A 26,798-nucleotide genomic window follows, 5' to 3' on the forward strand; every position below is an offset into this window, starting at 1 on the left:
CTTGTAAGAGGCACAAGCCTATTGGAACTAAGAAAAAATGCAAGTTAAGCATATAAAATATAACAAGAAAGAGGATGAGAAGAAGGATGAAGAAAAGCATAAAGAAATGGATCGTTAGCGGAGTTATTGTTGTAGTAATTGGTGGAGGTTTTGGTTCCTACTTTTATTTCACAAAAAATGATACGCAGCAAGTAGCTGCACAGGCAACGACACAAACCGCTGCTGCAGAAGTTGGAGATGTAGAAATTAATGTGAGCGGAACTGGCAGCATAGCAGCTATTAATACAGAGGCAGTAACCTCTGTCGGCAATGCAACAGTCGATGAGGTGAATGTAGCAGTTGGAGATGAAGTCGAAGAAGGAGATGAACTTGTTACATTTGAAGATGATACGCTTGACCCGATTACAGCTTCTTTCTCTGGTGAAATTACGGCGCTTAATGTAGAAGAAGGCGACAGTGTTTCAATGGGAACAGAAGTATTGACAGAAACAGACTATGATAATTTAGAAATGGTTGTAAATGTGGACGAGCTTGATATTTCTAAAGTTGAGAAAGGACAAGAAGCTACGATTACAGTAAGTGCTTTAGAAGACAAAGAATTTACAGGTGAAGTAACGAATGTTGCAAAAGAGGCAACTTCATCTGAAGGTTCTAGTGTGGCAAAATACGAGGTAACAGTAAAAGTTAAAAAACCTTCTGGATTATTAGTTGGGATGACGGCAGAAGCAACTATCACAACGGACAGTAAAACAGATGTAGTAACAGTTCCAGTCGAAGCAGTACAAAAAGAAGATGATGAATATTATGTTCTAATCCCGTCTGGATCTTCAACAACTGAGGAAGGTTCAACAGCAACAGCAACAACAAAGCAGACTGTAGAAGTAGGTTTGGAAAATGAAGATGTTGCTGAAATTACAAGTGGATTAGAAGAAGGAACTACAGTTGTTCTGCCAACATTTGAATCAAGCAGTGACAGCAGCAGCCAGCAGGGCATGCCAGGCGGAGGGCAAATGCCATCAGGCGGACAAATGCCAAGCGGAGGGCAAATGCCATCAGGCGGCTTCGGCGGCGGAGGTGCTAACCAGTAATGATTGAAGAAAATAGAATTGTAGAAATTAAGAACTTAAATAAGCAATATACACTTGGCGGAGAAACGGTCAAGGCACTGGATAATGTGAGCTTCTCTATTAATAAGGGCGACTTTATTGCCATCATCGGTCCATCAGGGTCAGGCAAATCGACCTTGATGAATATGATCGGCTGTCTGGATACACCAGATTCTGGCGAATACTTCCTTGATGGGCAAAATGTCTTTCAATTAAAAAGCAAACAGTTAGCAGATGTAAGAAACCATAAGATTGGCTTTATCTTTCAGTCATTCAATCTGTTGACGAAGCAATCGGCATTTGAAAATGTAGAACTGCCGTTAATTTACAGAGGAATGAACAGCAAGGAACGAAAAGAAGTTGCTTTGACTGCTTTAAAAAAGGTAGGATTGCTGGAACGTGCTGGCCATAGGCCGACTGAATTGTCAGGTGGCCAGCAGCAGCGTGTGGCGATTGCCCGCGCTCTTGCCGGCAACCCGCCGATCCTGCTTGCGGACGAACCTACAGGGGCGTTGGACAGTAAGACAGGAGTAGAAGTGATGAAGCTAATCAAGGATTTGAACAAGCAAGGACATACAATTATATTAATCACCCATGATCTTGAAATAGCGAAGCAGGCTAAGAGAGTCATCCGTATTCAAGATGGAAGACTCAGGGAGGAAAAGGAGGTAGGAGTTTCTTGAAATTAGGGCAAGCAATAAAAATATCATTTAAGAATATAACCATGAACAAGCTTAGAGCTGTTCTGACGATGCTTGGAATAATTATCGGAGTTGCTGCTGTAATTGCCTTGACCTCTTTAGGAATGGGTGCTTCCCAATCGGTTTCAGAAGAGGTTTCCAGTCTTGGCAGCACAACTGTTTCCGTATCACTGTCTGGCAATTCAAGCGATGAGGAAGTCGTCACATATGATGAACTCATGTCCTTTGAAGATTTATCGGAGGTAGAAGCAGTAGCACCGACGGTTTCTACTAGCAGTACATTGAAAAACGGTACAACATCAAGCGAAGGTGTTACTGTAACAGGGATTAACAATTCCTACGAAGATGTAAATGACATTACGGTCCGCTCTGGGCGCAGCATTATGGATATTGATTTGGATAACCGTAATAAGGTCGTCGTGTTAGGCGCCAATGTTGCTACAGAACTGTTTGGTTTTTCAAATGCTGTTGACCAGACTATTAAAATAGATGGCACAACTTTTAAAGTAATTGGTGTGCTAGAGGAGCAAGGTGAAGAACTGTCAGGCTCTGTTGATGATCAAGTATTGATTCCTTTTACAACAGCACAGCGCTTTATCGGGCAAACATATGTAACATCAGCTACAGTTAAAATGACATCTGAGGATACTGTTGAAATTGGAATGGCAAAAATGGAGCAGGATTTATACAACCAATTCGGCGGTGACGAAACATCCTATTCTGTCCGCAATCAATCTTCTGTATCTGATGCCCTTGATTCTGTCAGCAATACAATGACATATCTGCTTGCAGGTATCGCAAGTATTTCCTTAATTGTCGGAGGAATTGGCATCATGAACATTATGCTTGTATCTGTTACAGAAAGAACAAGGGAAATCGGGATAAGAAAAGCAATTGGAGCGAAGAAAAAAGATATCATGTTACAATTCTTAATTGAAGCGGTTGTTTTAAGTGCATTTGGCGGAATACTCGGTGCCTTGATTGGACTTGGAAGTGCTGAGGTGCTGTCAAGCATGCTTGATATGACAATGCAGATCACTTGGTGGATTGTCGGAGGTTCGGTAACCTTCTCTATCTTAATAGGGATAATATTCGGCATCTTCCCTGCTAACAAAGCATCAAACTTAAGCCCGTTAGAGGCCTTGAGGTATCAGTAATATTTAGGGTCAGGCTTTTGCTAGTATAGTAAAAGCCTGACCCTCTTTTCATAGGTGATAGTTTTTTATCCCTTTATTCTTGTATAATGAGTAAAAAACAAAAGGACTAATTAGAGATGAAGCATATATTAATTGTTGAAGATGAATTGGCAATAAGCATGGTGCTTGGAGCTTACCTTGAGAAGGAAGGTTTTGCGGTGAGCTATGCATACAATGGACAAGAGGCGTTAGATAAAATAGAAGAAACAGTGCCGGCATTGGTTCTTCTTGATGTTATGATGCCCCATATGGATGGCTGGGAAGTGCTTGGCCATATCCGCAAAAAAAGTGCATGTCCTGTCATTATGCTTACTGCACTTTCCGATACAGATCAAAAGCTGAAAGGCTTTGACACAGGAGCGGACGATTATATAACGAAGCCATTTGTAGCGGAAGAGGTAATAGCAAGGGTGCATGCTGTTTTGCGCCGCTCCCCGCAATATCAGGCAGAGGAAGATGTCACTTATTATGGAAACTTGAAAATAAATAATCTATCACACCAAGTGTTTTTAAATGGAATTGAAGTTCCGTTTACACCGAGAGATTTGTCTGTACTGCTCTTTTTGGCTGGCAACCCAAACCAGACTTTCACAAGAGATCAGCTGCTGGACCACGTATGGGGCAGTGATTATGATGGCAGTGACAGGGCGGTGGATTTAGCGATTAAAAGAATTAGGAAATTATTGAATGGATGGGATGCAGAATATGGGGAAATTAAAACATTACGCGGACTCGGCTATCAATTCTATATTCAAGAAAAAAAATAAAGAAAAAACACCCCTTCTATATTATTGGACAAAACGATATTTATTTACATTAATAGTCGGACTTGTCATCATCGGAGTAGTTTCCATTCTCTGGATCCGCCATAATGCCTTGGTGAACAGGCTTGAATTGACGAAGTTCGTTGCCCAAGAAATAGCAGGAAGAGCAGGCGATGAAGATTTAGAAAATATCTGGGACGTCAGGTTTCCATTTATGCAGGACAGGCAGGATTCGCAAAGCATCTATCAGCCAATGAGCATTTATATTAAGGCTGAATCAGGTGAGGTAAATCTCCTTTCTCCTATGCAGGACATGGCGCCGAACAGCCCTCAGTCAGAAATGAAGGAGCCTGCTCCAAATAATACGGATCAAGCATCTGCGATTGAAGATTTGGATATGGTGGAAGATTTAACTGTGGAGACAATCACCTTAAGCGATAACAGAAAGGCATCTGTTGTAATTGCCCCTATCTTGAAAGGCGATAAGTTGGCGGGAAACGTGTATATTATCCAGCCCCATGATCAGCTCCGCATTAATACAGAGGAATATCAATTACTTGGTCTTCTTCTGACAGGTCTTGCCATCCTTGGGTGGCTTGTAATCTACTCTTTGTCAAAGAAGCTGGCAAAGCCTGTGGAGGAAGTCGCAAATGCGGCACAAAACTTAATGAATGGCAATTATGATATTCGACTCAACGAAGATGTTCAGGAAAAGGAGCTGCATCAGCTCGTATTATCCTTTAATGAAATGACGAAGAGGCTGCAAACATTAGAGGGACTGCGGACACAGCTTCTCGCAGGTGTGACGCATGAGCTGAAAACACCAATTACTTCTATTAGCGCCCTCGTTCAAGCTGTGAATGATAATATTATTACAGATGACAGAAAAAAAGAGTTTTTAGCGATGAGCTTAAAGGAAGCGAAACGGCTGCAGAGCATGGTGGAGGATCTCCTTGATTTTAACAGCTTTAGTGCAGGATCTATTAGAGTCCATTTCGAGAAGACAAATATTCAAGCAGCTGTTAAAGAAATTATCTATCAGTGGGAAATTGTCCATGCAGATGCGTTAAAAGATGTGAAGGTAACCTATACTAGTATGGAAAAGCAAGTGTTCGCCAATATCGACAGTGTCCGCTTGCAGCAAATCGTGGTCAATCTGCTTAATAACAGCCTTCATGCCATTAAAGGCAAGGCTGATGCAGAACTGTCAGTCAGCCTTAAATATGACAATGACAACGTCTTAATTACGGTCGAGGATAATGGATATGGTATTCCTGTTGAGGAGCAGCATTTTATTTTTGAGCGCTTCTACAGGGGAAAAAACAAGAAGGACGTAGAGCGTGGACTAGGATTAGGATTGCCATACAGCCTGCTTTTGGCAAAAGCGCTTGGAGGGCTTTTATCTTTACAAAAATCCAATGGTTCTACTACAATGTTTTTATTGAAATTGCCATTATGGAAAGAAGAAAGCAACTAAAATATTTATCTTCCCGTCATGAAAGGCATCAAAAGGAGTGCAGCATGTTGAATATGCCCAAAGAGAAATTTTGCAAAGATTCATTAGTAGTAAAGACAAGCAGAATCTTTCCGATTGATACAAATAATCATAATTCTTTATTTGGCGGAAAGCTGATGAGCTATATTGACGATGTAGCATCAATTAGTGCTTCAAGACATTCTAGAAGCAATGTCGTTACAGCTTCCACCGATTCCGTTGATTTTTTAATTCCGATAAGGCCGACTGATTCGGTTTGCCTTGAGTCTTATGTCACACATACAGGCAGATCCTCAATGGAGGTATTTGTGAAAGTGGTGGCAGAAAATTTAAAAACAGGTGAACGCAAGCTTGCCGCAACGTCATTTTTGACATTTGTAGCTCTTGATGAGGAAGGAAAGCCAACAAGGATTCCACAGGTAGTTCCTCAATCTGAGGAAGAGCATATGCTTTTTAATACAGCAGAACAGCGGGTTAGAGTAAGAAAAGACAGAAGAGAGCACAGCAAAGCATTTGCGAAAGTGGTTAAAACAGATGCTCCGTGGATTTAAATGAAAAACAGAAGGCGAAATAAGCCTTCTGTTTTTTTGTGTTTAACAATGTTGATAAGCACAATGGGAAGCTTGTTTTATTAAATGGAAAGAAGTAAAGAAAAAAAGACCAGTTATTTCGAGAAATAAAACATATGTCTGGAAATAAAAAAAATTTGAAAATATGCCGTTAGATTATCTGACAATATGAAAGACACTTGTTTCATCCGAGATTATAATCCTTACATAAGTATAGCTAATGATGGCACATCTGCCAGAAGAGGTTATCTGTTTGCAATACCGCTTTAAAAAAGTACATAGCAAATAGGAGGAGAACTATGTTATCCAAAAAGGCATTATCAATCGCAATGACAGCTACTTTAGCACTTGGGTTTTTAAGTGGATGTGCTTCTTCCAGCTCTGACTCCTCAGGAGACAGTGATGGAGGAAAACAGGTAATTAAGATTGTTACACAATCACCTCTATCTGGCGGAAGTGCCACATTAGGGGAAGCGATCAAGCTGGGAGCACAATTGGCAATCGATCAGCAACAGGACAAATTCGCTGATTTGGGCTTCGAGCTGAAGCTGGAGGCACAAGATGACCAAGGCGATCCGAAAAAAGGGGTGGCTAATGCTCAGCTGGTAGCAGCAGACCAAGCGGTGCTAGGTGTTGTCGGCCATTTAAATTCAGGTGTGTCCATCCCAGCATCTGAAGTGTATGAAAATAATAAACTTATCAGTATTTCTCCTGCAAGTACAGCAACAGATTTTACGGACCGTAACTTGGAGACAGTCAGCCGAGTAGTTGCCCGTGATGACTTCCAAGGCCCAGCTGGTGCTGAATATGCGATAAACACATTAGGAGCAAAGAAAATATTTATTATTCAAGACAAAACCGCTTATGGCTCAGGATTGGCTGAGGCCTTTAGAGGTGCTGCAGAGGAGATGGGAGCTGAAATTGTAGGATTTGAGGGAATCACGGTCGGGGAGAAGGACTTCAATGGAGTTCTAAATCAAGTTACTTCTAAACAGCCGGACATGATTTATTATGGAGGGCTGTATGCCGAGGGTGGCATCCTTGTAAAGCAAGCTCGTGAAAAAGGCCTAGATATTCCATTTATGGGTGGAGACGGCCTTGATTCATCTGCATTTGTTGAAATTGCCGGTGACGCTGTCAAAAACACATTCCTGACATCTGTTGCAGGCGATACGACAAAAACAGAAGAAGGCACAAAGTTTGCGGACGACTATAAAGCAGCCTTTAATAAATCAATTGAATCATATTCAGCATATGCTTATGACAGTGCCGGGGTTTTGCTTGCAGGCATTGAAAAAGCCATTGAAGAAAATGACGGCAAAATGCCTACACGAGAGGCAGTGACAGAGGCAGTACGCGGAACACAGGATTATAAAGGTGTTGTAACAGAGGTAGGCTTTGATGAAAAAGGAGATAACAAGTACGCTAAAATATTCATTTATAAATTTGATGAAGCTTCTTACCCGGCAACATTAGACGGTGAGATCTCTCAATAAGCCTTGCAAATTCTTTTAAAAGATGTGCCAATCTTCTAGAAAAGGACGGCATATTTTTAGAAAAAGGGTATGAGTGTTCATACCCTTTTTCGTTTCAATTACTACATAGGGGACTGCCCTTATCTTTCAATAAAAAAACTATAAAAGTGTGGGGAAGAATATGCTGACAGAAGTGTTGCAAACATTGCCGCAAGTTTTAATTGACGGTCTTGCTTTAGGAGCGGTTTATGCCGTTATCGCTTTAGGCTATACGATGGTTTACGGGATTTTAGAACTGATTAACTTTGCTCATGGCGAAATTTTCATGACAGGAGCATTTGTCGGAACAGCAGTGCTGATTGTATTGACAAGCCTTGGCTGGACCTCCATGCTTCCGGCGGTCTTGTCTTTAATTATTATGCTTGTCATCACAAGCTTGATTACGGGATTAATGGGGATGGGAATGGAAAGAGTTGCTTACCGTCCGTTAAGGAAGGCTCCCAAATTGATTGCCTTGATATCCGCAATCGGTATTTCCTTTCTTTTGCAGGATATTGTCCGTTTTATCACAGAGCTGTACAAAGGCAACTATATCCTGAACACTCCTTCCTTATTCTCAGGGCAGCATCAAGTGGGCTCCCTTTTAGGTGCTAACAATGCGAGCTTCAAAACCTCTTTTCTTGTTGTTATTATTGTTGCTGTTATTTTAATGGTTGGTCTTGACTTCTTTGTTAACAAAACTAAATGGGGGATGGCAATGCGAGCTGTCGCCCAGGACAGGGACACTGCATCACTCATGTCTATCAATGTGAATAAAGTTATTTCTGTCACCTTTTTTGTCGGATCTGCATTAGGCGGTGCGACAGGAGTACTATTTGCTGTCCAATATGGGACGATTGATCCTTATATTGGATTCATTTTAGGCTTGAAGGCTTTTACTGCAGCAGTACTTGGCGGGATTGGCAATATTCGCGGTGCAATGGTAGGGGGTTTGCTTATTGGTCTAATTGAAATGTTTACAGCCGCAAACCTGTCGGTCATTACAGATGGAATATTAGGTGCAGAATACAAGGATGTTGCAGCATTTGCCATACTGATCATTGTGTTGATATTTAAACCAGAAGGCTTATTTGGCAAAGCCGTAGCCGAGAAAGTGTAGGTGGGTAAAATGGCAAATTTCATGACCACATTAAAAACAAGCAAACTTGCCCAAGGCATTCTCTTTTCCTTCTATGTATCTGTAACAAGTGCAAGCCTTTATCTTGCCCAGAAATCTGTCACAGCTTTTTTGCTTTTGCTGCTTTCATTGCTAATTCTCTATTTCATGAACTTCGGCAATAAGTGGAAATGGGCAGCAGGATTAGTTATCTTAGGTTTCATCCTTCCATATGCGGCAAGTCAGGGACCAACATACCAATCTTATATGGAAGTAGCAACAATGGTCGGGATTTATGTATGCATGGCCCTTGGTTTAAATATTGTCGTTGGTCTAGCTGGTCTCCTTGACCTAGGATTTGTTGCATTTTTTGCAGTTGGTGCTTATACATATGGGATATTTGCGACAGTACAGGCTTCTAACTTCATGCCGTTCGGTGAATATCCTCTTTCAGGTAACAGCTTTTGGATATTTATTATTATTGGCTTGTTTGTGGCCGCATTGTTTGGTGTCTTATTAGGAATACCAGTTCTTCGTGTGAAAGGTGATTATCTAGCAATTGTCACATTAGGCTTTGGAGAAATCATCCGGATTGTCTTTAATAACCTTGATAAGCCTGTCAATATAACGAACGGAGCAATGGGTCTTGCCAGCATCAGCCCGCCGGAAATATTTGGTATAACTCTTATCTTTCCTAATCAATATTATTATGTTGTTCTAGTAATGTTTCTTTTTGTCATTTACGCTGTGACAAAACTAGAGCATACGAAGCTGGGACGGTCATGGAAAGCAGTCAGAGAAAATGAGATTGCCGCACAGGCGATGGGGATCCCCCTTGTAAAAACAAAGCTGACTGCATTTGCGATTGGAGCCTCCTTTTCAGGGATGATGGGTGTTGTTTTTGCCGCAAAACAGATGTTTATTGATCCGACAAGCTTCACATATCTGGAATCGACAACCATTCTGGTGATGGTCATCCTTGGTGGGATGGGCAGTGTGCCTGGTGTTATTTTAGGAGCAGCAGTTGTCACTATTCTTAATTTGCAAGTACTGACGGAAATTACAGGCTGGCTCAGCCAAGTTGTTACTATTCCTGATGCATTATCGCCTGTTAAAATGCAGCGTTTTATCTTTGGAATATTGCTTGTAGTTATGACATTATACCGTCCGCAAGGGCTGATTCCAGCAAAAAACATCCGGTTTGATGTAAACAAACTGAAATCTCCGGAAAAGGTAGACACAAACCTGGAATCAAAAATACCAGTCGCAAGGAGGGATATATAAATGAATATTCTTGAGGTGACAGGCTTGACGAAAACATTCGGCGGCTTAATTGCGAATGCTAATATTGATATGGCGGTGGAAAAGAATACAATTACAGCAGTTATCGGTCCAAATGGGGCAGGTAAAACAACTTTTTTTAATATGATAACAGGAGTCTACAAGCCGACAAAAGGTTCAATTATGTTGAACGGTAAGCAAATTGCCGGTTTAAAGCCGCATGTTGTTGCCAAGCACGGAATTTCAAGGACATTTCAAAACATCCGCCTTTTCAGTGAGATAACAGTGCTAGAGAATGTTCTTATTGGGATGCATAACCGAATTAAGGGAAATATTATCGGCACTTTACTGCAGCTGCCGAGTGCAAGACAGGAGGAGGAGGAAGCTAAAAGGGAGGCATACAGACTGCTTGAATATGTCGGCCTTGCAGATGCAGTGAATGAAAGTGCCGGAAATCTGTCTTATGGTGCGCAAAGAAGGCTGGAGATTGCCCGCGCCCTTGCAACAAATCCAAGTGTACTGCTTTTAGATGAACCAGCTGCAGGCATGAATCCAAAAGAGACGGCCCTCTTAACTGATTTAATCCAGGATATATGCGCAAAGCTCGACTTGACTATCATTCTGATTGAACATGATATGAAGCTTGTTATGGAAATTTCTAATCATATCATCGTTTTAGACCATGGAGAAAAGATTGCTGAAGGTAGGCCTGAGGATATCAGATCCAATCCGAAAGTAATTGAAGCATACTTAGGAAAAGGTGCCGTATCACTTGCATAAGGGGAGGAATTAACATGGATAAAATATTAGAATTAGTCGAGGTAGAGGCATCTTATGGAGGCATCCAAGCATTAAAGGGCATCAGTCTCCATGTAAACTATGGAGAAATTATTACATTAATCGGCAGCAATGGGGCTGGAAAATCTACGACATTAAAGTCAATCAGCGGGCAGGTACCTGTCAAAAGAGGAAGCATTATTTACAAGGAAAAGAAGATTACTAACATTGCTGCACATAAAAGTGCGATATTAGGAATTTCCCAAGTTCCAGAGGGAAGAAGGATATTTCCTAAGCTGACAGTGAAGGAAAACCTGCTTATTGGCGCCTTTGCTGTAAAGGATAAGTCACTGATTGAAACAAGAATAAAAAAAGTGTTTGAGTATTTTCCGAGACTGAAAGAGCGGATAGACCAGAAAGGAGGAACGATGAGCGGCGGTGAGCAGCAAATGCTCGCAATTGGCCGTGCCTTAATGATGCAGCCAGAGCTGCTGATGCTTGATGAACCATCCATGGGTCTTGCGCCTATTATTGTTGAACAGATTTTTGAAATTATTAAGGAGCTTAACCGAGACGGAATGACGATTTTATTGGTAGAGCAAAACGCTTTTCAGGCACTGCAAATCGCAAATAGAGGTTATGTCATTCAGACCGGGGGAATTGTTCTGGAAGGATATGGGGAGGAACTTATTTCTAACAAACAAGTTCAAGAAGCATACTTAGCGTAAAAAAAACCAAAAGAGATTGAAATCTCTTTTGGTTTTTTACTGCATTAATAGTTCAAGAATTTTACACAAACTGGTTCTGGAGCATGAATTTCTGATTGAAGCAATGTCAGCTTGCCTGTTGCTTCATCTCTTTCAAACAATGTAAGTGTGTCCGATTGCTCATTTGAAGCTACGATGAACTTTTCAGTTGGATCAAGCACAAAATCACGAGGCCAGTTTCCTTCTGTTGAAGTATGCTCGATAAAAGTCAATGTTCCTGTTTCGCTGTTAACGCTAAAAAGGGCAATAGAGTTATGGCCGCGGTTTCCAGCATAGACAAACTTGCCGTCAGATGATAGGTGAATTGCGCTACCTTGGCTGTTTTCAGTAAAGTCGATCGGCAATGCAGAGATATATTGCAAATCTTTCAATTCGCCTGTTTCGCTGTTATAAGATAATGTGATAACTTCATTGCTTAATTCAGTCATCACATAAGCGAATTTGCCATTCGGGTGGAATGCAATATGTCTTGGTCCGCTTCCAGGTTTAACTGATAGGCTGCAAACTGTTTCCAATTGGCCGTCTGTCAGCTTATAAGTTTCAACTTTATCGATACCAAGGTCAACAGAAACGACAAAACGCTCATCTGGTGTAAAGCCTGTGAAGTGCATATGCGGCTTTTCTTGTCTCGCTGTATTTGGACCAGTGCCTGTATGCTCAACTTTTGCAGCCAATTCTTGAACAGCTCCATCAGTATTTAGTGGGTATGCCTCGACTGTTCCTTTATGGTAATTTCCAGTAAGTGTATAGCTTTTGTTTTCATCTACGCTAACATGACAAGGGGAAGCGCCTTCAGTGAACTGCTTGTTAATGAATTCAAGCTTTCCAGTAGTAGGGTCAACACTATAAGCGGCAACTCCTCCAAGTGAGCCTTCCTTACCTACAGCATATAGGAACTTATTATCTTTAGAAATTGTTGCGTATGTCGGGTTCTCTAATTCTGCAGCCAGTTCTACATTCGAAATTTTCTTTTCCTCTGTATCAAGCACGAAGGAATAAATTCCTTTACTAGTTGACTTTGTATATGTACCTACATATCCTATAAACTTCTTTGAATTTGTCATGAACAAGTCTCCTTTAAAAGATTTAAATATATTATAGCAAATTGTAAGCCCACTCACTAATAAAGAAACTTCTAAAATGCAAATAGAGAGAAAATTCAAACGTACAGCAGTGTAGAAAAGGCGTAATATCAAGCCTTCTTAGTCTAGCGTATAAATAAAAAAATCATGAGCATACTAGTAGTTTGAGAGAGATAATTGCAATGTTTGTATTATGGAAAGGATAGAGAAATGAAGAAAAAAATATGGTTTAATCATTGGTTCACAACAGCTGCTCACTTTATTGACATGATCAAATACAATGCTGACGGAAATGATTTTGAGGTGTATGGCACCTCCATTAATGAGCATGCATTATATTTAAGCTACTGTGATGCAGCATTTATCGAACCAGATATTAGCGGGGAAGATTATATTGAATTTTGTTTGCGCTTTTGCAAAATTCATCGCATAAATATATTTGTTCCACGAAAAGAGAATGTACTTATTTCAAAAAATCTCCACAAGTTTGAGGAGCTTGGCGTAAAGGTTCTTGTATGTCCTGATTCTTCACTGATGGAGGTTCTTGATGATAAGGAAGCTACATATAAGCTGATGAGTGAGCATCCGGTACTTAAAACCGCGGTGAACATACCTGATTATGAGATTGTTAACACTGCTGAGGAATTCAAGAAAGCATATTTTACATTAAAAGAAAAAGGTCATAAAGTCTGCTTTAAACCTGTTATTGGAGAGGGAGGGAACGGCTTCAGAGTTATTCAGGAAAAGCTTGATTCCATTGATGAGCTTTTCTATCAAGGGATTAGTGCTAATATATCCTTGGATTCAGCGTATCAAATATTGATGCAGCAGGAATCCTTTCCGCCTTTGATGGTGCTAGAATATTTAGATGGATATGAGTACAGCATTGACTGTCTGTCGTATGAAGGTAAATTGATGGCTGCTATCCCAAGAAAAAAGGGAAAAGGCAGGCTCAGGGAGCTGGAGGACAATCCATTGCTCTTAAAGCTGGCAAAAGAAATAAATGAAGCCCTTAAAATCCCGTTTATCTATAATATCCAAGTGAAATATCAAAACGGTATACCGAAGCTGCTTGAAATCAATCCAAGAATGTCAGGCGGCCTTCATTACAGCTGCTTAGCAGGAATTAATATGCCATACAGGGCAATAAAGCTTTTAATAGAGGGAAGAAAGGCAATTAAATATTTTCAGCCTCACTTTGGTATTAAATCAAGCTATTTAGAAAAGGAAATAGTGTTAAAAGATAATGCTTTCTACACAAAAATTGTGCATATGTAAGGCAAGAAAAACCTCGGTTAAACTGGGGTTTTTTTCAAAATAACAAACGGTTCTTTATAAGAAACAAAAGTTATTGACATAACGAACATATCGACGTATTATTAATTTATTAACACTTTATAACAAACAACATTTGTTCTTTATAAAGAAATTGTCTGTAAAGGTAATATTTTTTTGCTTATAGGTTCTTTATAGAGAACAAAAAATACTTGGGAGGAATACCAGTGGATGCCATTATCCAAACACTAAAAATGCGATATTATGCAAGGCTTATCAACAAGTACTCACAAAAATCAAATAAAGCGGCATTAGGTTTAGATAGAAATCTCTATTTCCAAAAGTACTGTTACTATCAAGATAAACTGAGAATGCTTCAGGAAGAGATATCTGCTGGCAGAAGTATTTAATATATTCATTTAAATTTACTGCAATTATACTAATTATTTAAGAAAACGAAATCCACCAGCAATTGCTAGTGGATTTTTTCATGTTTAGACCCTGTGGAAAAAGAGCGTACTTATTCACTTACTTATACACATGCGAAAACTATAGGAGAGTGGTATTCCACAGATTTATTCACAATATCCACAGTTTTAATGTGGTTATCCTAGTGGATTTGTGGATAAGTTGGGATATGTAAGCATAAAAAATGAAAATGCTTTCATAAGTTAGAAAGTTATCCCCAGCTTTACCATGTAATGTATTTATTGACTTACTGTTTTCCTTGGTCGGATTGTCTGCTTGCAGCTCTATCCGCCATTTTAAATTCATGCTGATATGTGACCTCTTGCATGCTGGAAAGCTTTGGTTTCCCTTTGAATGCTTTTTTCTTATCCATTGCTGACATCCTTTCTAAATGAAGATAATGTTATTGTCTCCATTCTTGTTGGAAAGATACATCAGCAGAGGCTGGCGATGGCAGAATCTATCGTCTCATATGTAAAGGTATAGCCATGTTTAGTCAAGACAGAGGGAAAAACATGCTGCCCTTCTGCAACTAGCACACTCATTTCTCCTAATGCCAGCTTAAGAAAAGGAGCTGGAACTGGCAGCCAATGCGGACGGCCGAGCTGTCTGCCTATCGCTTTACCTAGAATACTCATCTTAACTGGAGCTGGTGCTGTGAAATTAACTGGACCTGAAATAGAATTATTATTTATAATAAACTCCATTGCGGCAACAACATCTTTAATATGTATCCAAGATGCCCACTGGTTTCCACTCCCTAAATTTCCGCCGGCAAATAACTTATAGGGAAGAAGCAGTTTCGGAAGAGCTCCCCCTTTTTCTGAAAGCACAAGACCGAAACGACAAAAAACCGTTCTGATGTCCTGCTCTGTTGCATGAGCAGCATGTGCTTCCCACTGTTTTACAGTATCTGCAAGAAAATCATTGCCTAGACTGGACTCTTCTGTAAATTTCATGCTTAAGGAAGTTCCATAAACACCGATTGCACTGGCGTTCATCCAAAGCTTTGGTCTGTTTGGAAGCTCTCTGATGATAGATAGAAGTCTGTCTGTTGACTTTACCCGGCTTTTGACGATTCTTTCTTTTCGTTCAGATGTCCAGCGGCCACTGTTTAGTGATTCACCAGCAAGATTAATAACAATATCGATAGGTGCAGGAAGTGCAGCAGAAGAGCTTGTTAATGCATCATCCCAGTTAACAAAAAATAATTGTCCGCTGTTCTCCCGATTTTTGCTTCTAGTCAAACAATAGATAGCATGACCTTTTTGCGTTAAACTCTTTATTAGAGCATTACCGATCAAGCCGGTTCCGCCAGCAATCAGGAAATTCATTGTGTAATCCTCCCTAAATATTTTCTTTTTTATTATAATATTGACATGTATTTGAATCCTAGCCAGACGACTTATAGAGAAAGGGGGAAAAATGGGATGAAAATCAGTAAAATTACGAGGCAGAAAAATTTAAGCGACCGATATAATCTTTTTACGGAAAAAGCCGGCAAGGAAGAGTATGCATTCAGTGTTGATGAATCAATCCTAGTGAAGTATCAGCTCCGCAAAGGGATGGAACTTGATCCTCTTTTATTAAATCAAATACAGTACAGTGATGAAATCCGCAAAGGCTATCATACAGCTGTTAGATATTTGACAAGGATGAAGAGAACAGAAGCAGAGGTCCGAACACATTTGCGCACGAAAATCGAGGAAGACACAGTCATCGCAGAAGTCATTCGCAAGCTCTACGAAATGAAGTTTCTGGATGATGAGGATTATGCTTATTCCTATGTACGAACACAAAAAAACACTTCAGATAAGGGTCCTGAACTAATTAGAAGAGAATTAAGAGAAAAGGGACTGGGAGATGAATTAATTAGCAAAGCGTTAGTGGAGCTTCCTTTTGATGTTATGCTCGCAAACGCCGAAAAAATTGCTGCCAAGGCTTTAAGCAGCAATAAGAAGAATTCCTTTAAAATGGCCAAGCAAAAGGTAGAGCAGACTTTGACTAGAAAGGGTTATCCAGGTTCGGTTATTAAGGAAGTAAAGCTTTCCTTAGACGAGACAGGTGAAGAAGATGAGCTCGCTGCATTACGCGTTCACGGCGAAAAAGCTCAGCGTAAATTTTCCGCATATACAGGCTATGAATTTAAACAGAAGATGAAGCAGTTTTTATACAGAAAAGGCTTTTCCATTGAGTTAATTCAAAAATATCTGGACGAATTGGAGAGCTTTGAAGATTAACACGTAACACGCTAGTTCATTTTTTTTGCTGAAAGCATTTTTGTCATATAAAATAAAGCAAGATAGAAGGAGAAGGGGGAACTGAAGCAATTGCAAACGAAAAGGTACAGCTTGATGTCTGAATATGAATTACGGTCTGAAATCGCCCAGTTAAATGATAAGGCCAAAAAAGCAGAACAACTGGGCATCGTCAATGAATTTGCCGTGCTCGAACGGAAAATCGTAATGGCAAAAGCATATTTGCTCGACCCGAATCAATTTAAACAAGGTGAAGTGTATGAAATTGAGGGAGATCCTGGCGTGCATTTCACGATTAATTATATGAATGGTATTTTTGCGTGGGGCACGCGAGATAATGGTGAAGGGCAAGAAGAAGGCATCCCCATCTCCTTATTGAAAAAATAAGAGGCATAAGAGCGGGCAACCGTTCTTATGCCAATTTCTTCTTATTGTTTATGTCTATGTGATGAGGCATTCATTCTTTCTTGCGGATGGGTATTAATTGTGCCATCTGCTCTCTTAGATGCATACTCTGGTTTTGCTCTTGGCTCACCTTCAAATTTGTTCTCATTTATATTATCTACCCCTTTAACCATTGGGCTGTTCCTCCTTTATAGTTCATAATATATACTTGCACATCAATAGTATTTGTATCAGTTAAACAAACTATAAGCGTTAATTATAAGGAAAGAAGGTAGTTTTCATGTATGATTATCAAAAAAAACTTGTGGACAGATTGCTTGAGATAAATGAAAGTATAACAGTTATTCAGGCACAGACATGGGTAGAGCTGCTGTGGGAGGATTTTGAAACAACATATGCTAAGGCGGGAAGAGATTATAAAGGAGCAGAAATGACGGAGAAGGTTGTAAGCCAATGGATAGAAAATTATGGTCCAAATCTCCATGAATTTGTAGCGGAAAATCCGAAGTATAAAGACTTTCTTGCTGAAAATAAGCGAAGCTTCCATTAAAAAAATCCAGCAGATGCTGGATTTTTTGTGCAAGCAGATTAGTTTGTTATTATGTCAAGTTTCTTCTGAAGCTTCTCTTCACTAAATATCCAGCCTGTGTACGAGGAAATGATGTTCAGATTTGTATCGAGATGGACGACAGCGACAAATGGATAATGCCCATTGCTGCGGTAGCGCAAATCAATAAATCGGACCTGATATTGATCCTCTAGCTCTGTAACTTCCCAGCGATATACTGGGGAGAAGGAAAGGAAAGCAGACAGGTTGCTGTCTGTTTTTGCTGCTTCCAGCACAGGTGTGGATGGAATGGCAATCCGCTTAAATTGGTCATAAATTTCAATTTTATAGTTATGTGCTCTGCCGACATAAAAATACTCATCTGTCATTACGGCGACACGCCAATGGCCATATCTCATCGTTGGAGACAGGATGATAGTGTTTGCATCAGGTATGACTTCTTTTACTTTATGCTTCACCCTTCTTTGGGCCAGATAGCGGAGTATATAGTAAAAAAACAACACGATATATAACACGAGGAAAGTATATCCAGGTGGTGCTCCGAAAGCCCAAATAAACAGACCAACTACGTGCAAAGCAAAAATAATTGGATCAAATGTATTGATGAAACCGAGTGCTACCCATTTAGAAGAAAATGGTCTTAAAGCTTGTGTCCCATATGCATTGAAAATGTCGACGAATACATGGAGGAACACGGCAATAAATGTCCACATCCATAAATGGAGCAAGTTAGCTTCAGGAAAAAACGGATATAAAACAGCTACAATTATTAGCGGCCATAGTACCACAGCAGGAACTGAATGAGTTATACCTCTGTGATTACGAATATATACTGCGTTATTTCTTAGTTTTAATATAGTATCGACATCAGGAGCTTGAGAACCGGCTAATGTTGCAATCATCACGCTTATTGTTGTCGCATGGCTTCCTGCAACTGCTGGATCAAGAGTCGCCAAGCCTCCTAGCGCTAATCCCATTACTACATGTGTCCCAGTATCCAAAAATAAATTACCTCCCTGATTTTGCATAAGCAATTAATGGATAATGCTCTAATAATTTCTATAAAAAATAGCTTTATTTTTTTAATCAGTAAAGATACACTTTGATTTTAGACTAACTGAAAAAATTATCTCTGTTTACTTTGTGAAAGAGAAACATTATCTATACCTTATCATTGGGATTGTTTTCATAAAAGCCCAAAATGGGTTAGAAGAACACATTTTATGTTATTCCCCATTTCACAAAATATTAACATGGTGGAGGGTAAAAGTGAAAGAAGAAGCAAAAAGCCAATTGGACATACAGCAATTTAGAGATGACTTACTTAATTGGTTCATAGCAGAACAGCGTGACCTTCCTTGGCGCAAGGACAAGGATCCATATAAGGTTTGGGTTTCAGAAATCATGCTTCAGCAGACGAAGGTGGATACTGTTATTCCATATTTTAACCGGTTTATTGAACTGTTTCCGTCCATTAATGCATTGTCAGATGCAGAAGAGGAGAAAGTGCTCAAGGCTTGGGAAGGACTTGGATATTATTCTCGTGCTAGGAACTTACATAGTGCTGTGAAGGAAGTACGAGAAAAGTATGGTGGTGTTGTTCCGGATACTCCAGCAGAAATAGCAACATTGCGCGGAGTGGGCCCATATACTGCCGGTGCGATTCTCAGCATTGCCTACGGTGTACCAGAACCAGCCGTAGATGGAAATGTGATGCGGGTTTTATCGAGAATTCTGTCGATATGGGAAGATATCGCTAAGCCAAAAACACGAAAAACCTTTGAGGAAGCTGTGAGGATGTTAATATCTCATGAAAATCCGTCCTATTTTAACCAAGCATTGATGGAGCTAGGAGCGCTTATTTGCACACCAACATCTCCTTCCTGTCTATTATGTCCTGTCCGTGAGCACTGCCAGGCTTTTATGGATGGCACACAAGGTGAATTACCAGTAAAGACAAAGAGTAAAAAACAGAAGACAGTTCAGCTAGCTGCAGTCATATTAGCAGATGAAAATGGCAGAACCTTAATTCACAAACGCCCAGATAAAGGATTGCTTGCCAACCTTTGGGAGTTTCCTAATATGGAAATAGTGCAGACACTTACAAGTGAAGCAGAGCAGTTAAAGGCAGAGATGTTGAGCAGATATGGAGCAACTATTGAAGTGGAGGAAAGCATCACAAGGATTGAACATGTTTTCTCACACCTTATCTGGCAGATTACGGTATATAAAGGGAAGCTTATCAAGCTTGAAGAAGAAACAAACACATTAAAAAGAGTGAATGCCAAGGAAATTGAACCATATCCTTTTCCGGTATCACATCAGAAAATGCTCAAATTTATCCCTGAAGCAGAATAAAAATGCCTGTCCCTTATTTTGGGAGAGGCATTTTTTATTTTAATCATAGCTGACTTCTGTGCCATGGGTCCAATCGGCTTCCTGCCTTTTCAGCCCGCCGCGATTTTCGATTTCCTCGATAATTTTTCTATGGATAGAGACACCTTCCACATTCAAGTATTGGGTCATTTGCTGCAAGGAATGATGAAAGTAGGCGAGTTCGCTGTCTTTCCATTCAGATTTATCAATCATTGCCAGTTCAGTCATATCTCTGCCGACATACATATAAGCACCTTCTTTCCCTTATTATCTATAAGTATTGTGTTGTTGTTGATTGCGAACTATGCATGGAACAGGTAAAATGTGAAGCGAAATAATGACGGAAGGGATTGGTAAAAAGGATGGAAAATAAAGTAGCTTTAATTACAGGCAGTTCTAGAGGGATTGGAAAAGCAACAGCACTGAAGCTCGCAGCAGCTGGTTATGATATCGTTATAAATTATGCAAGAAGCAAAAAGGCTGCAGAGGAAACGGCAGAGGAAATCAGAGCACTCGGCAGAAAGGCTCTTATAGTAAGGGCGAATGTCGGCGATGTGGACAAGATTAAAGCGATGTTTACTGAAATAAAGGAGGAATTTGGCAGACTGGATGTATTTATTAACAATGCCGCATCTGGAGTACTGAGACCAATTATGGAGCTTGAGGAATCACATTGGGATTGGACGATGAATATAAACAGCAAGGCGCTGCTGTTTTGTGCGCAAGAGGCAGCAAGGCTAATGGAAGACGGCGGGAAAATTGTCAGCATCAGCTCATTAGGATCCATCCGATATTTAGAGAACTATACAACAGTAGGTGTGAGCAAGGCGGCAATGGAGGCATTGACAAGGTATTTAGCTGTTGAACTGTCACCAATGAATATTGTAGTTAATGCTGTTTCTGGTGGAGCGATTGATACAGAGGCATTAAAGTCATTCCCAAACAGGGAAGAGCTGTTAAATCATTCTGCAGAAAGAACGCCTGCAGGCAGAATTGTAGAAATAGATGATATGGTGAATGCTGTCATGTTTTTAGTTAGCGATGATGCAAGTATGATAAGAGGGCAGACAATTATTGTCGATGGAGGAATCTCTTTATTAGTATAAGGAAAAGGACCGGGGCTTCCGGTCCTTTCTAATGTTTATGAGCTAATTTGCCAATAAACTCAAACGATTGAATATGAGTCTTGGTCAGTTCAATTACTTCTTTGATGAATTCTTCTTGTGATTCCTTGAAGCCGTCCCGAATCCAATTTAATATTAGCCCGTAGAAGCCGTAAGCCGTATAGCGTTTAAAATAATCCATGTTAACAGGAATATGGTTAATTGTATCAAAGATGAATTGCTCTTTATAGATTTTCAAAATAGTCTGCGGGAAGTTAGTATGTAATCCTGGTAATGTATCTTCATACTTTATCAGCTCAAAAAAATTACGGTTTTTGTATATGTAAGCAACGATACTGAAAGACTGCGGATTAAGCTTTTCTGTATAAAATTTATGGCCATGCATGTATGGTTTGCCGACTGCTGCTTCTAAACCTTCCAGCTTTGAAACAAGCAAATCTTCTGCCAGTTCTATTTTATCAGGGTAGTGAATGTAAAAAGTGCTGCGGTTATAGGAGGCATGGTCCACAATGTTTTTAACTGTGACAGCGTGATAGCCTTTTTCTTTTATAAGTTCTATTAATGCTTGCTTCAGATGTTCTCTCGTCCGGTTTTGCCGATTTGTTGCCGGATGTTCTTGATCCATGAAAAAAACCTCCCTGAAAATAGACAGATTTATCGCAAGTGTCTAACTAATAGTCACTTAATGATATCTTAATGATTGTTAATTGTGAACAAAAGAGTAAAATTTAATTTGTAATTAAGCATATTCATCAAATAGTCTAGTACTTTTTATAGGAATATGTAAGCATATTTTTTAGGGGGATTTACAATGGGAAAATTACAAGATAAGGTTGCAGTAATCACAGGCGGCGCGTCTGGTATTGGCGCAGCAACAGCACGTTTATTTGTCTCAGAAGGTGCTAAAGTTGTGCTTGTAGACCTAAATGAAGAAAAAGGAAAGGCCTTCGAGTCAGAATTGAAAGCGCTTAACGCTGGAGCTCTGTTCGTTAAAGCTAATATTACAAGTGAAGATGAGGTTGCTAATATCTTCAAGCAAACGATAGATGCATTTGGCAAAGTTGATATTGTTTTCAACAATGCAGGTATTGGCCGTGTTCAGCCTTCACATGAATTGGACTATTCCGAATGGCGCCAAACAGTAAATGTAGATTTAGATGGTGTTTTCTTAGTGGCACGTGAAGCTATCCGCGAAATGTTGAAAGCTGGAGGAGGCACGATCGTCAATACAGCTTCCATGTACGGATGGGTTGGTTCACCAGGTTCTGCTGCCTATAATGCGGCAAAAGGTGGCGTTGTTAACTTAACTCGCTCTCTTGCATTAGAATATGCTGAACAAAATATACGTGTAAATGCGCTTTGCCCTGGATTTATTGATACACCAATCATTCCAGAAGAAAGCAAATTAGCACTCGCTGCAGCAACACCTGTAAAACGTCTCGGCAAAGCAGAAGAAATGGCAAAAGCTGTCTTGTTCCTAGCTTCTGATGATTCTTCTTATATGACAGGGAACAGCTTGATAGTAGACGGCGGTTATACTGCACAATAATTCAATTACGGCTTAAACATGAAAAGGGGGAAGAGGACGATGGAAAATCGTTTTGATGGCAAAGTTGTGTTAATTACAGGCGCTGGCTCTGGCTTAGGACAGGCTTCCGCTCTGCAAATTGCGAAAGAAGGAGCTAAGCTGTCCCTTGTGGATTTAAATACTGCTTCTTTAGAAGAAACAAAAAAACAAGTGCTTGCAACAACACCAGAAGCAGAAGTTTTGCTTATTACAGCAAATGTAGCCGACGAGAAGGCAGTTGAAAGCTATGTAAACGAAACGGTTGCTAAATTCGGCAAAATTGACAGCTTTTTCAATAATGCTGGTATTGAAGGTAAACAGGATCTTACGGAAGATTTCGGTCTAGACGAGTTCCAAAAAGTCGTTAGCATAAACTTAAATGGTGTATTTTATGGCTTGAAATACGTATTGAAAGTTATGAGAGAACAAGGCTTTGGGTCTGTTGTTAATACTGCATCTGTAGGTGGAATCCGCGGTGTTGGAAACCAATCCGGCTATGCAGCAAGCAAACACGGCGTTGTCGGCTTAACTCGCAACTCAGGAATTGAGTACGGCCAATATGGAGTCAGCATTAAAGCGATCGCGCCAGGTGCAATTATGACACCAATGGTAGAAGGATCATTAAAGCAAATCGACCCAGACAACTGGGAAGAGGTCGGCAAACAATTTGTTGAACCAAACCCAATGAAGCGTTTCGGAAAACCAGAGGAAGTTGGCTACTTAGTTGCATTCCTGCTGTCTGATCAAGCTAACTTCATCAATGCGACTGTTATTCCAATTGACGGCGGACAGTCCTACAAATATTAATATTAAGATATAAGCTTCCATTTTCGCTTGCGATTGTTTTCCAGCTAAGTTTCAATAGCCCCCCAGGTTAACAGCTTTACTATGGAATAATTGCAAAAGATTTAACAGCTTAATTAGGATCTTAGTAGAATTTAAAGCACGAGTTAATCTCGTGCTTTTTTATATGGATTTTATTGAAATTAAAAAAATAATGGATAGAACTTCTGCATCCGGGACAAATTATATTCGTGGAGGTGATAGTAATGGCTAAAAAAGCAGGTAGCACACAAACTGGTACTAACATCCAAGAAGTAAAACAACAAAACGCTTCAGTAACTTCTGGTCAACAATTCGGTACAGAATTCGCTAGCGAAACTGACGTACAAGAAGTAAAAAGACAAAACGCTCAAGCAGAGCAAAACAAATCTAAAAACTCATAATTATAGCTAAAAGATGAAGGCACTTTTCTTAGAGGAAAGTGTCTTCTCTTATTTCTCCTAAAAAAATCCTCGTATACTCCTAATGGAAAGTTCGACAAAACCTCTTGTTAGTCTACAGAAGTAGTCAAAGGAAATAGGGACTTGAAGTGGAAATAATCAACAGAGCAAAAAAAACACCAAAATTTAAAAGTCAGCAGTGAAGAGGGAATAGTAGAATATCTTTTTTAAAATGAGAGGTAATTAAATCCTTGCTAAAAATATGAATTAGGATGTGTATGTTCATGAACGTGTTCAATGGATTAGTAGGAGAACAGATGAAGATTATGGAAAAGCTGCTGTACTTGCAAAGTGAGCTGGAGCGGTGTGAGGAAATAGAGGCACAATTGCAGCAATTGCAAAAGGAAACAGAGCTGAAGGAAGTGCAGGTTGAGATCCTGAGTATGGAGATGGAGCTGAAAGAGATTCAGCGAATATTTGAAATGCAGACAGAAAAAGTTATCAAGGTTTACCAGCAAAACGAAATGAATTTAAGCTCCATTTGATAGGTAACATTAAATATTTCTTATCCCTTCTGCAATTTCAATGGTTCTTTTGTTTTAAATTTTTCTATTAACCGTTATAATAATAGAAAAAAGAGGAATTGTTCTTTGTTGCCTTGATTGGGAATTAGAATATTTAAATGTAAGTAGGTTGCAAAGCGTCCGCAAAATGAAAGTAGGGGAGAATAATGGGCGTACCTATCGAGGGTGAACCAATACAAATTCATAGCTACAAACATAATGGGCACATCCATCGAATCTGGGACGAAACAACGATACTTAAAGGGACGCAAAATTTAATAATAGGCGGTAACGATCGGACAATTGTTACAGAATCAGACGGCAGAACATGGGTCACCCGTGAACCGGCAATATGCTATTTTCATTCCCAATACTGGTTTAATGTAATTGGAATGATAAGGGAAGACGGAATCCATTATTATTGTAACCTTAGTTCGCCATTTATTTATGATGGAGAAGCAGTGAAGTATATTGATTATGATTTGGATATTAAAATTTTTCCAGATATGACTTTCAACCTCCTTGATGAGGACGAGTATGAGCGTCACCGTGCGGAAATGAAGTATCCAGATGCGATTGACCGTATCTTGAAATCGCATGTTAATCAATTGATTCAGTGGATACGCCAAAGAAAAGGTCCCTTTGCACCAGATTTTATTGATTTATGGTATGAAAGGTATTTAACGTACAGAAGTTAATAAGTAAGGAGGAATAGCTTGTTGAGAGTTCAGCAAGCTTTTTCTTTTGTTTTGATTTGTGCTAGTGGTAAAATAACATCTTGTTTGGAAGCTTTGTTCTAATTACTTATTTACATAACAACTTTGGAAAGGAAAGAGGAGAGAATGTGGACAGTATTAAAAGATATTTGCATTTCGTAAAACCTTACCGAATGCAAATTATAGGAACTATCATCATTGGTATCATCAAATTCGCTATTCCTTTGCTCATTCCGCTTTTGCTTAAATTTGTCGTTGATGACATTATTAACGCAACAGACTTGGATAAACAAGAGAGAATAACAAGCCTTTTGAAGATGATGGGTATAATGTTAATCATCTTTGTCATCATTAGGCCGCCTGTTGAATATTACCGCCAATATTTTGCCCAGTGGACGTCGAATAAAATACTTTATGACATTCGTGATCAGCTGTTTTCTCATTTACAGAAACTGAGCTTGAAGTATTATTCAAATACAAGGGCAGGGGAGGTTATCTCCCGCGTAATTAATGATGTGGAGCAAACGAAGAACTTTATCCTGACTGGCCTGATGAACTTATGGCTTGATGGTGTTACCATCTTAATTACGATCGGAATAATGCTGACGATGAATGTGAAGCTGACGATTATCTCGATTATTCTTTTGCCGTTTTATGCGTTATCTATCAGACATTTCTTCGGAAACTTACGTACGCTGACAAGAGAGAGATCGCAGGCTTTAGCAGGAGTGCAAAGCTTCTTGCATGAAAGAGTGCAGGGAATCTCGGTCATCAAAAGTTTTGCAACAGAAGATCATGAACAAAAACACTTTAAAAAATATAATAGTGCATTCTTGGAAAAGGCAACAGATCACACACGCTGGAATGCAAAAGCATTTGCTGTGGTTAATACGATTACGGATATTTCACCATTAATCGTAATTGCCTATTCAGGCTATCAAGTAATCAGCGGTCAGCTGTCTTTAGGGGCTATGGTAGCTTTCTTTGCATACATTGAAAGGCTGTATAATCCGCTGAGACGAATGGTGAACTCTTCCACTACACTGACACAGTCAATCGCATCAATGGATCGTGTTTTTGAGCTGATAGATGAAAAGTACGATATTCAAGATAAGGAGACAGCTGTCCCATGTGTGGATGTTAAAGGGGATATTAGTTTTCAGAATGTCGATTTTGCCTACGATCAAAAGGATGACCGTGTCTTAAAAAATATCACTTTAAATATAAAGCAAGGAGAAACAATTGCTTTTGTAGGGATGAGCGGCGGCGGTAAATCATCACTGATCAGTCTGATTCCGCGCTTTTATGATGTTACTGGCGGCAGTATTCTTCTTGACGGAAAAGATATCCGCGATTTTCAAGTAAGAACCTTAAGGGATAAAATCGGAATGGTTCTCCAAGAAAATATTCTATTCAGTGAATCAATCAGAGAGAATATTATGATAGGAAAGCCAGATGCAACAGAGGAAGAAGTAATCGAAGCAGCAAAGGCTGCTAACGCACATGACTTCATCATGCAGCTCCCAGATAAATATGAAACAAAGGTTGGCGAAAGAGGAGTAAAGCTAAGCGGCGGACAAAAGCAGCGTGTTGCCATTGCCCGTGTATTCTTAAAGAATCCGCCAATTCTCATTTTGGATGAAGCTACGTCTGCTCTTGATTTGGAAAGTGAGCAATCTATTCAAGAAGCGATTGAGAAACTGGCAAAGGAAAGGACGACATTAATTGTTGCCCATAGACTTTCGACCATCACTCATGCAGACCGCATTGTCTTAATTAACAATGGGGAAATTGTTGAGGATGGCAGCCATGAACAGCTGATGAAGCTTCAAGGTCATTACTTTAATCTGTTTCAAATACAGCAGCTTGGAGTATAAATAAAAGAA

31 protein-coding genes are annotated in these 26,798 nt (G+C 39.7%); 24 read left to right on the forward strand and 7 right to left on the reverse strand.

All coding sequences use genetic code 11. From position 1 onward, the window contains the following. Positions 1-86 precede the first annotated feature (86 nt). From L8T27_RS02990 to L8T27_RS03040, 11 genes are all read left to right on the forward strand, one after another. Entirely contained in the window at positions 87-1,088 is a 1,002-nt protein-coding gene (locus L8T27_RS02990; RefSeq protein ID WP_233316365.1) for an efflux RND transporter periplasmic adaptor subunit, read from the forward strand. Further along, positions 1,088-1,789, forward strand: coding sequence for an ABC transporter ATP-binding protein (locus L8T27_RS02995; RefSeq protein WP_245399834.1), 702 nt, complete (start codon positions 1,088-1,090; stop codon positions 1,787-1,789). The genes L8T27_RS02990 and L8T27_RS02995 overlap by 1 nt, the downstream gene beginning before the upstream one ends. Further along, a complete protein-coding gene (locus tag L8T27_RS03000) occupies positions 1,786-2,964 on the forward strand; it encodes an ABC transporter permease (RefSeq protein ID WP_237940716.1) in 1,179 nt (392 codons plus the stop codon). Before L8T27_RS02995 ends, L8T27_RS03000 begins: the two co-directional genes overlap by 4 nt. A gap of 116 nt (positions 2,965-3,080) precedes the next feature. Then, complete coding sequence (locus L8T27_RS03005; RefSeq protein WP_237940717.1) at positions 3,081-3,770, forward strand: response regulator transcription factor; 690 nt, start codon at positions 3,081-3,083, stop codon at positions 3,768-3,770. Then, positions 3,709-5,244 carry a sensor histidine kinase gene (locus tag L8T27_RS03010; RefSeq protein ID WP_237940718.1) on the forward strand — a complete coding sequence of 512 codons (1,536 nt, stop codon included), beginning with the start codon at positions 3,709-3,711 and terminating at the stop codon, positions 5,242-5,244. Before L8T27_RS03005 ends, L8T27_RS03010 begins: the two co-directional genes overlap by 62 nt. Before the next feature lie 44 nt (positions 5,245-5,288). Next, positions 5,289-5,813 (forward strand): acyl-CoA thioesterase, encoded by a 525-nt coding sequence (locus L8T27_RS03015; RefSeq protein ID WP_237940719.1) that lies wholly within the window; start codon positions 5,289-5,291, stop codon positions 5,811-5,813. 317 nt (positions 5,814-6,130) lie between these two features. Then, positions 6,131-7,327 (forward strand): branched-chain amino acid ABC transporter substrate-binding protein, encoded by a 1,197-nt coding sequence (locus L8T27_RS03020; RefSeq protein ID WP_233316370.1) that lies wholly within the window; start codon positions 6,131-6,133, stop codon positions 7,325-7,327. A gap of 160 nt (positions 7,328-7,487) precedes the next feature. Beyond that, positions 7,488-8,465: a branched-chain amino acid ABC transporter permease gene (locus L8T27_RS03025; RefSeq protein ID WP_233316371.1), complete on the forward strand. Its 978-nt coding sequence runs from the start codon at positions 7,488-7,490 to the stop codon at positions 8,463-8,465. A 9-nt stretch (positions 8,466-8,474) separates the two neighbouring features. Next, positions 8,475-9,746 (forward strand): branched-chain amino acid ABC transporter permease, encoded by a 1,272-nt coding sequence (locus tag L8T27_RS03030; RefSeq protein WP_237940720.1) that lies wholly within the window; start codon positions 8,475-8,477, stop codon positions 9,744-9,746. Beyond that, a complete protein-coding gene (locus tag L8T27_RS03035) occupies positions 9,747-10,523 on the forward strand; it encodes an ABC transporter ATP-binding protein (RefSeq protein WP_233316373.1) in 777 nt (258 codons plus the stop codon). It begins immediately after the preceding gene. Between the two features lie 14 nt (positions 10,524-10,537). Further along, a complete protein-coding gene (locus tag L8T27_RS03040) occupies positions 10,538-11,248 on the forward strand; it encodes an ABC transporter ATP-binding protein (protein WP_237940721.1) in 711 nt (236 codons plus the stop codon). A gap of 44 nt (positions 11,249-11,292) precedes the next feature. Here L8T27_RS03040 and L8T27_RS03045 read toward each other — a convergent pair whose 3' ends face one another. Continuing rightward, on the reverse strand, positions 11,293-12,351 hold the full coding sequence (locus tag L8T27_RS03045; RefSeq protein WP_233316375.1) for a lactonase family protein: 1,059 nt from the start codon (positions 12,349-12,351) through the stop codon (positions 11,293-11,295). A gap of 228 nt (positions 12,352-12,579) precedes the next feature. On the opposite strand from L8T27_RS03045, the gene L8T27_RS03050 reads away from it, so the two are divergent. Beyond that, positions 12,580-13,647 (forward strand): ATP-grasp domain-containing protein, encoded by a 1,068-nt coding sequence (locus L8T27_RS03050; protein WP_237940722.1) that lies wholly within the window; start codon positions 12,580-12,582, stop codon positions 13,645-13,647. A 224-nt stretch (positions 13,648-13,871) separates the two neighbouring features. Continuing rightward, positions 13,872-14,054, forward strand: coding sequence for a hypothetical protein (locus L8T27_RS03055; RefSeq protein ID WP_233316377.1), 183 nt, complete (start codon positions 13,872-13,874; stop codon positions 14,052-14,054). 305 nt (positions 14,055-14,359) lie between these two features. Here L8T27_RS03055 and L8T27_RS03060 read toward each other — a convergent pair whose 3' ends face one another. After that, on the reverse strand, positions 14,360-14,485 hold the full coding sequence (locus L8T27_RS03060) for a YfhE family protein (RefSeq protein ID WP_233316378.1): 126 nt from the start codon (positions 14,483-14,485) through the stop codon (positions 14,360-14,362). A 61-nt stretch (positions 14,486-14,546) separates the two neighbouring features. Then, complete coding sequence (locus tag L8T27_RS03065; RefSeq protein WP_237940723.1) at positions 14,547-15,446, reverse strand: TIGR01777 family oxidoreductase; 900 nt, start codon at positions 15,444-15,446, stop codon at positions 14,547-14,549. A 96-nt stretch (positions 15,447-15,542) separates the two neighbouring features. Here L8T27_RS03065 and recX point away from each other — a divergent pair, with 96 nt between their 5' ends. Further along, the gene (gene recX / locus L8T27_RS03070) at positions 15,543-16,352 is read left to right on the forward strand and encodes a recombination regulator RecX (protein WP_233316380.1); all 810 of its coding nucleotides are present in this window, start codon (positions 15,543-15,545) and stop codon (positions 16,350-16,352) included. A 90-nt stretch (positions 16,353-16,442) separates the two neighbouring features. Continuing rightward, complete coding sequence (locus tag L8T27_RS03075; RefSeq protein ID WP_233316381.1) at positions 16,443-16,757, forward strand: YfhH family protein; 315 nt, start codon at positions 16,443-16,445, stop codon at positions 16,755-16,757. 41 nt (positions 16,758-16,798) lie between these two features. Here the strand turns inward: L8T27_RS03075 and L8T27_RS03080 are convergent, their stop codons facing one another. Continuing rightward, positions 16,799-16,948: a small, acid-soluble spore protein K gene (locus L8T27_RS03080; RefSeq protein ID WP_233316382.1), complete on the reverse strand. Its 150-nt coding sequence runs from the start codon at positions 16,946-16,948 to the stop codon at positions 16,799-16,801. Positions 16,949-17,055: 107 nt separating this feature from the next. On the opposite strand from L8T27_RS03080, the gene L8T27_RS03085 reads away from it, so the two are divergent. Continuing rightward, positions 17,056-17,325 carry a YfhJ family protein gene (locus L8T27_RS03085; protein WP_233316383.1) on the forward strand — a complete coding sequence of 90 codons (270 nt, stop codon included), beginning with the start codon at positions 17,056-17,058 and terminating at the stop codon, positions 17,323-17,325. Positions 17,326-17,363: 38 nt separating this feature from the next. Here L8T27_RS03085 and L8T27_RS03090 read toward each other — a convergent pair whose 3' ends face one another. Further along, a complete protein-coding gene (locus L8T27_RS03090) occupies positions 17,364-18,344 on the reverse strand; it encodes a metal-dependent hydrolase (RefSeq protein WP_233316384.1) in 981 nt (326 codons plus the stop codon). Between the two features lie 268 nt (positions 18,345-18,612). Between L8T27_RS03090 and mutY the strand changes: the two genes are divergently transcribed. Further along, on the forward strand, positions 18,613-19,701 hold the full coding sequence (gene mutY / locus L8T27_RS03095) for an A/G-specific adenine glycosylase (RefSeq protein ID WP_237940724.1): 1,089 nt from the start codon (positions 18,613-18,615) through the stop codon (positions 19,699-19,701). 39 nt (positions 19,702-19,740) lie between these two features. Here the strand turns inward: mutY and L8T27_RS03100 are convergent, their stop codons facing one another. Next, positions 19,741-19,965 carry a hypothetical protein gene (locus L8T27_RS03100; RefSeq protein ID WP_233316386.1) on the reverse strand — a complete coding sequence of 75 codons (225 nt, stop codon included), beginning with the start codon at positions 19,963-19,965 and terminating at the stop codon, positions 19,741-19,743. A 116-nt stretch (positions 19,966-20,081) separates the two neighbouring features. On the opposite strand from L8T27_RS03100, the gene fabL reads away from it, so the two are divergent. Continuing rightward, positions 20,082-20,825, forward strand: a complete 744-nt coding sequence (gene fabL, locus L8T27_RS03105; protein WP_233316387.1) for an enoyl-[acyl-carrier-protein] reductase FabL — start codon at positions 20,082-20,084, stop codon at positions 20,823-20,825. 28 nt (positions 20,826-20,853) lie between these two features. Here fabL and L8T27_RS03110 read toward each other — a convergent pair whose 3' ends face one another. Then, positions 20,854-21,468, reverse strand: a complete 615-nt coding sequence (locus L8T27_RS03110; protein WP_233316388.1) for a TetR/AcrR family transcriptional regulator — start codon at positions 21,466-21,468, stop codon at positions 20,854-20,856. A 186-nt stretch (positions 21,469-21,654) separates the two neighbouring features. On the opposite strand from L8T27_RS03110, the gene L8T27_RS03115 reads away from it, so the two are divergent. From L8T27_RS03115 to L8T27_RS03140, 6 genes are all read left to right on the forward strand, one after another. Then, the gene (locus L8T27_RS03115) at positions 21,655-22,392 is read left to right on the forward strand and encodes an SDR family NAD(P)-dependent oxidoreductase (protein ID WP_233316389.1); all 738 of its coding nucleotides are present in this window, start codon (positions 21,655-21,657) and stop codon (positions 22,390-22,392) included. A gap of 39 nt (positions 22,393-22,431) precedes the next feature. Beyond that, positions 22,432-23,217 (forward strand): SDR family oxidoreductase, encoded by a 786-nt coding sequence (locus L8T27_RS03120; RefSeq protein ID WP_233316390.1) that lies wholly within the window; start codon positions 22,432-22,434, stop codon positions 23,215-23,217. A 242-nt stretch (positions 23,218-23,459) separates the two neighbouring features. Further along, a complete protein-coding gene (locus L8T27_RS03125; RefSeq protein WP_233316391.1) occupies positions 23,460-23,636 on the forward strand; it encodes a gamma-type small acid-soluble spore protein in 177 nt (58 codons plus the stop codon). A 281-nt stretch (positions 23,637-23,917) separates the two neighbouring features. Then, complete coding sequence (locus L8T27_RS03130; RefSeq protein ID WP_237940725.1) at positions 23,918-24,178, forward strand: YgaB family protein; 261 nt, start codon at positions 23,918-23,920, stop codon at positions 24,176-24,178. Positions 24,179-24,363: 185 nt separating this feature from the next. Further along, complete coding sequence (gene ntdP, locus L8T27_RS03135; protein ID WP_233316393.1) at positions 24,364-24,894, forward strand: nucleoside tri-diphosphate phosphatase; 531 nt, start codon at positions 24,364-24,366, stop codon at positions 24,892-24,894. Between the two features lie 146 nt (positions 24,895-25,040). After that, positions 25,041-26,789, forward strand: a complete 1,749-nt coding sequence (locus L8T27_RS03140) for an ABC transporter ATP-binding protein (protein ID WP_282581419.1) — start codon at positions 25,041-25,043, stop codon at positions 26,787-26,789. The last annotated feature ends 9 nt before the right edge of the window (positions 26,790-26,798 follow it).

This window comes from Niallia sp. Man26 (assembly GCF_022049065.2).
In the GTDB taxonomy this organism is placed as follows: domain Bacteria; phylum Bacillota; class Bacilli; order Bacillales; family Cytobacillaceae; genus Niallia.

Excerpts from the sequence above, each read along its gene's own strand:
- L8T27_RS03080 (WP_233316382.1), bottom strand. The coding sequence starts at position 16,948 with ATGGTTAAAGGGGTAGATAATATAAATGAGAACAAATTTGAAGGTGAG.
- L8T27_RS03035 (WP_233316373.1), top strand. The coding sequence starts at position 9,747 with ATGAATATTCTTGAGGTGACAGGCTTGACGAAAACATTCGGCGGCTTA.
- L8T27_RS03060 (WP_233316378.1), bottom strand. The coding sequence starts at position 14,485 with ATGGATAAGAAAAAAGCATTCAAAGGGAAACCAAAGCTTTCCAGCATG.
- L8T27_RS03045 (WP_233316375.1), bottom strand. The coding sequence starts at position 12,351 with ATGACAAATTCAAAGAAGTTTATAGGATATGTAGGTACATATACAAAG.
- L8T27_RS03005 (WP_237940717.1), top strand. The coding sequence starts at position 3,081 with ATGAAGCATATATTAATTGTTGAAGATGAATTGGCAATAAGCATGGTG.
- L8T27_RS02995 (WP_245399834.1), top strand. The coding sequence starts at position 1,088 with ATGATTGAAGAAAATAGAATTGTAGAAATTAAGAACTTAAATAAGCAA.
- L8T27_RS03050 (WP_237940722.1), top strand. The coding sequence starts at position 12,580 with ATGAAGAAAAAAATATGGTTTAATCATTGGTTCACAACAGCTGCTCAC.
- L8T27_RS03115 (WP_233316389.1), top strand. The coding sequence starts at position 21,655 with ATGGGAAAATTACAAGATAAGGTTGCAGTAATCACAGGCGGCGCGTCT.
- L8T27_RS03065 (WP_237940723.1), bottom strand. The coding sequence starts at position 15,446 with ATGAATTTCCTGATTGCTGGCGGAACCGGCTTGATCGGTAATGCTCTA.
- L8T27_RS03120 (WP_233316390.1), top strand. The coding sequence starts at position 22,432 with ATGGAAAATCGTTTTGATGGCAAAGTTGTGTTAATTACAGGCGCTGGC.
- L8T27_RS03010 (WP_237940718.1), top strand. The coding sequence starts at position 3,709 with ATGGGGAAATTAAAACATTACGCGGACTCGGCTATCAATTCTATATTC.
- L8T27_RS03015 (WP_237940719.1), top strand. The coding sequence starts at position 5,289 with ATGTTGAATATGCCCAAAGAGAAATTTTGCAAAGATTCATTAGTAGTA.
- L8T27_RS03025 (WP_233316371.1), top strand. The coding sequence starts at position 7,488 with ATGCTGACAGAAGTGTTGCAAACATTGCCGCAAGTTTTAATTGACGGT.
- L8T27_RS03030 (WP_237940720.1), top strand. The coding sequence starts at position 8,475 with ATGGCAAATTTCATGACCACATTAAAAACAAGCAAACTTGCCCAAGGC.
- recX (WP_233316380.1), top strand. The coding sequence starts at position 15,543 with ATGAAAATCAGTAAAATTACGAGGCAGAAAAATTTAAGCGACCGATAT.
- L8T27_RS03020 (WP_233316370.1), top strand. The coding sequence starts at position 6,131 with ATGTTATCCAAAAAGGCATTATCAATCGCAATGACAGCTACTTTAGCA.
- L8T27_RS03110 (WP_233316388.1), bottom strand. The coding sequence starts at position 21,468 with ATGGATCAAGAACATCCGGCAACAAATCGGCAAAACCGGACGAGAGAA.
- ntdP (WP_233316393.1), top strand. The coding sequence starts at position 24,364 with ATGGGCGTACCTATCGAGGGTGAACCAATACAAATTCATAGCTACAAA.
- fabL (WP_233316387.1), top strand. The coding sequence starts at position 20,082 with ATGGAAAATAAAGTAGCTTTAATTACAGGCAGTTCTAGAGGGATTGGA.
- L8T27_RS03040 (WP_237940721.1), top strand. The coding sequence starts at position 10,538 with ATGGATAAAATATTAGAATTAGTCGAGGTAGAGGCATCTTATGGAGGC.
- L8T27_RS03130 (WP_237940725.1), top strand. The coding sequence starts at position 23,918 with ATGAACGTGTTCAATGGATTAGTAGGAGAACAGATGAAGATTATGGAA.
- L8T27_RS03125 (WP_233316391.1), top strand. The coding sequence starts at position 23,460 with ATGGCTAAAAAAGCAGGTAGCACACAAACTGGTACTAACATCCAAGAA.
- L8T27_RS03085 (WP_233316383.1), top strand. The coding sequence starts at position 17,056 with ATGTATGATTATCAAAAAAAACTTGTGGACAGATTGCTTGAGATAAAT.
- L8T27_RS03100 (WP_233316386.1), bottom strand. The coding sequence starts at position 19,965 with ATGTATGTCGGCAGAGATATGACTGAACTGGCAATGATTGATAAATCT.
- L8T27_RS02990 (WP_233316365.1), top strand. The coding sequence starts at position 87 with ATGAAGAAAAGCATAAAGAAATGGATCGTTAGCGGAGTTATTGTTGTA.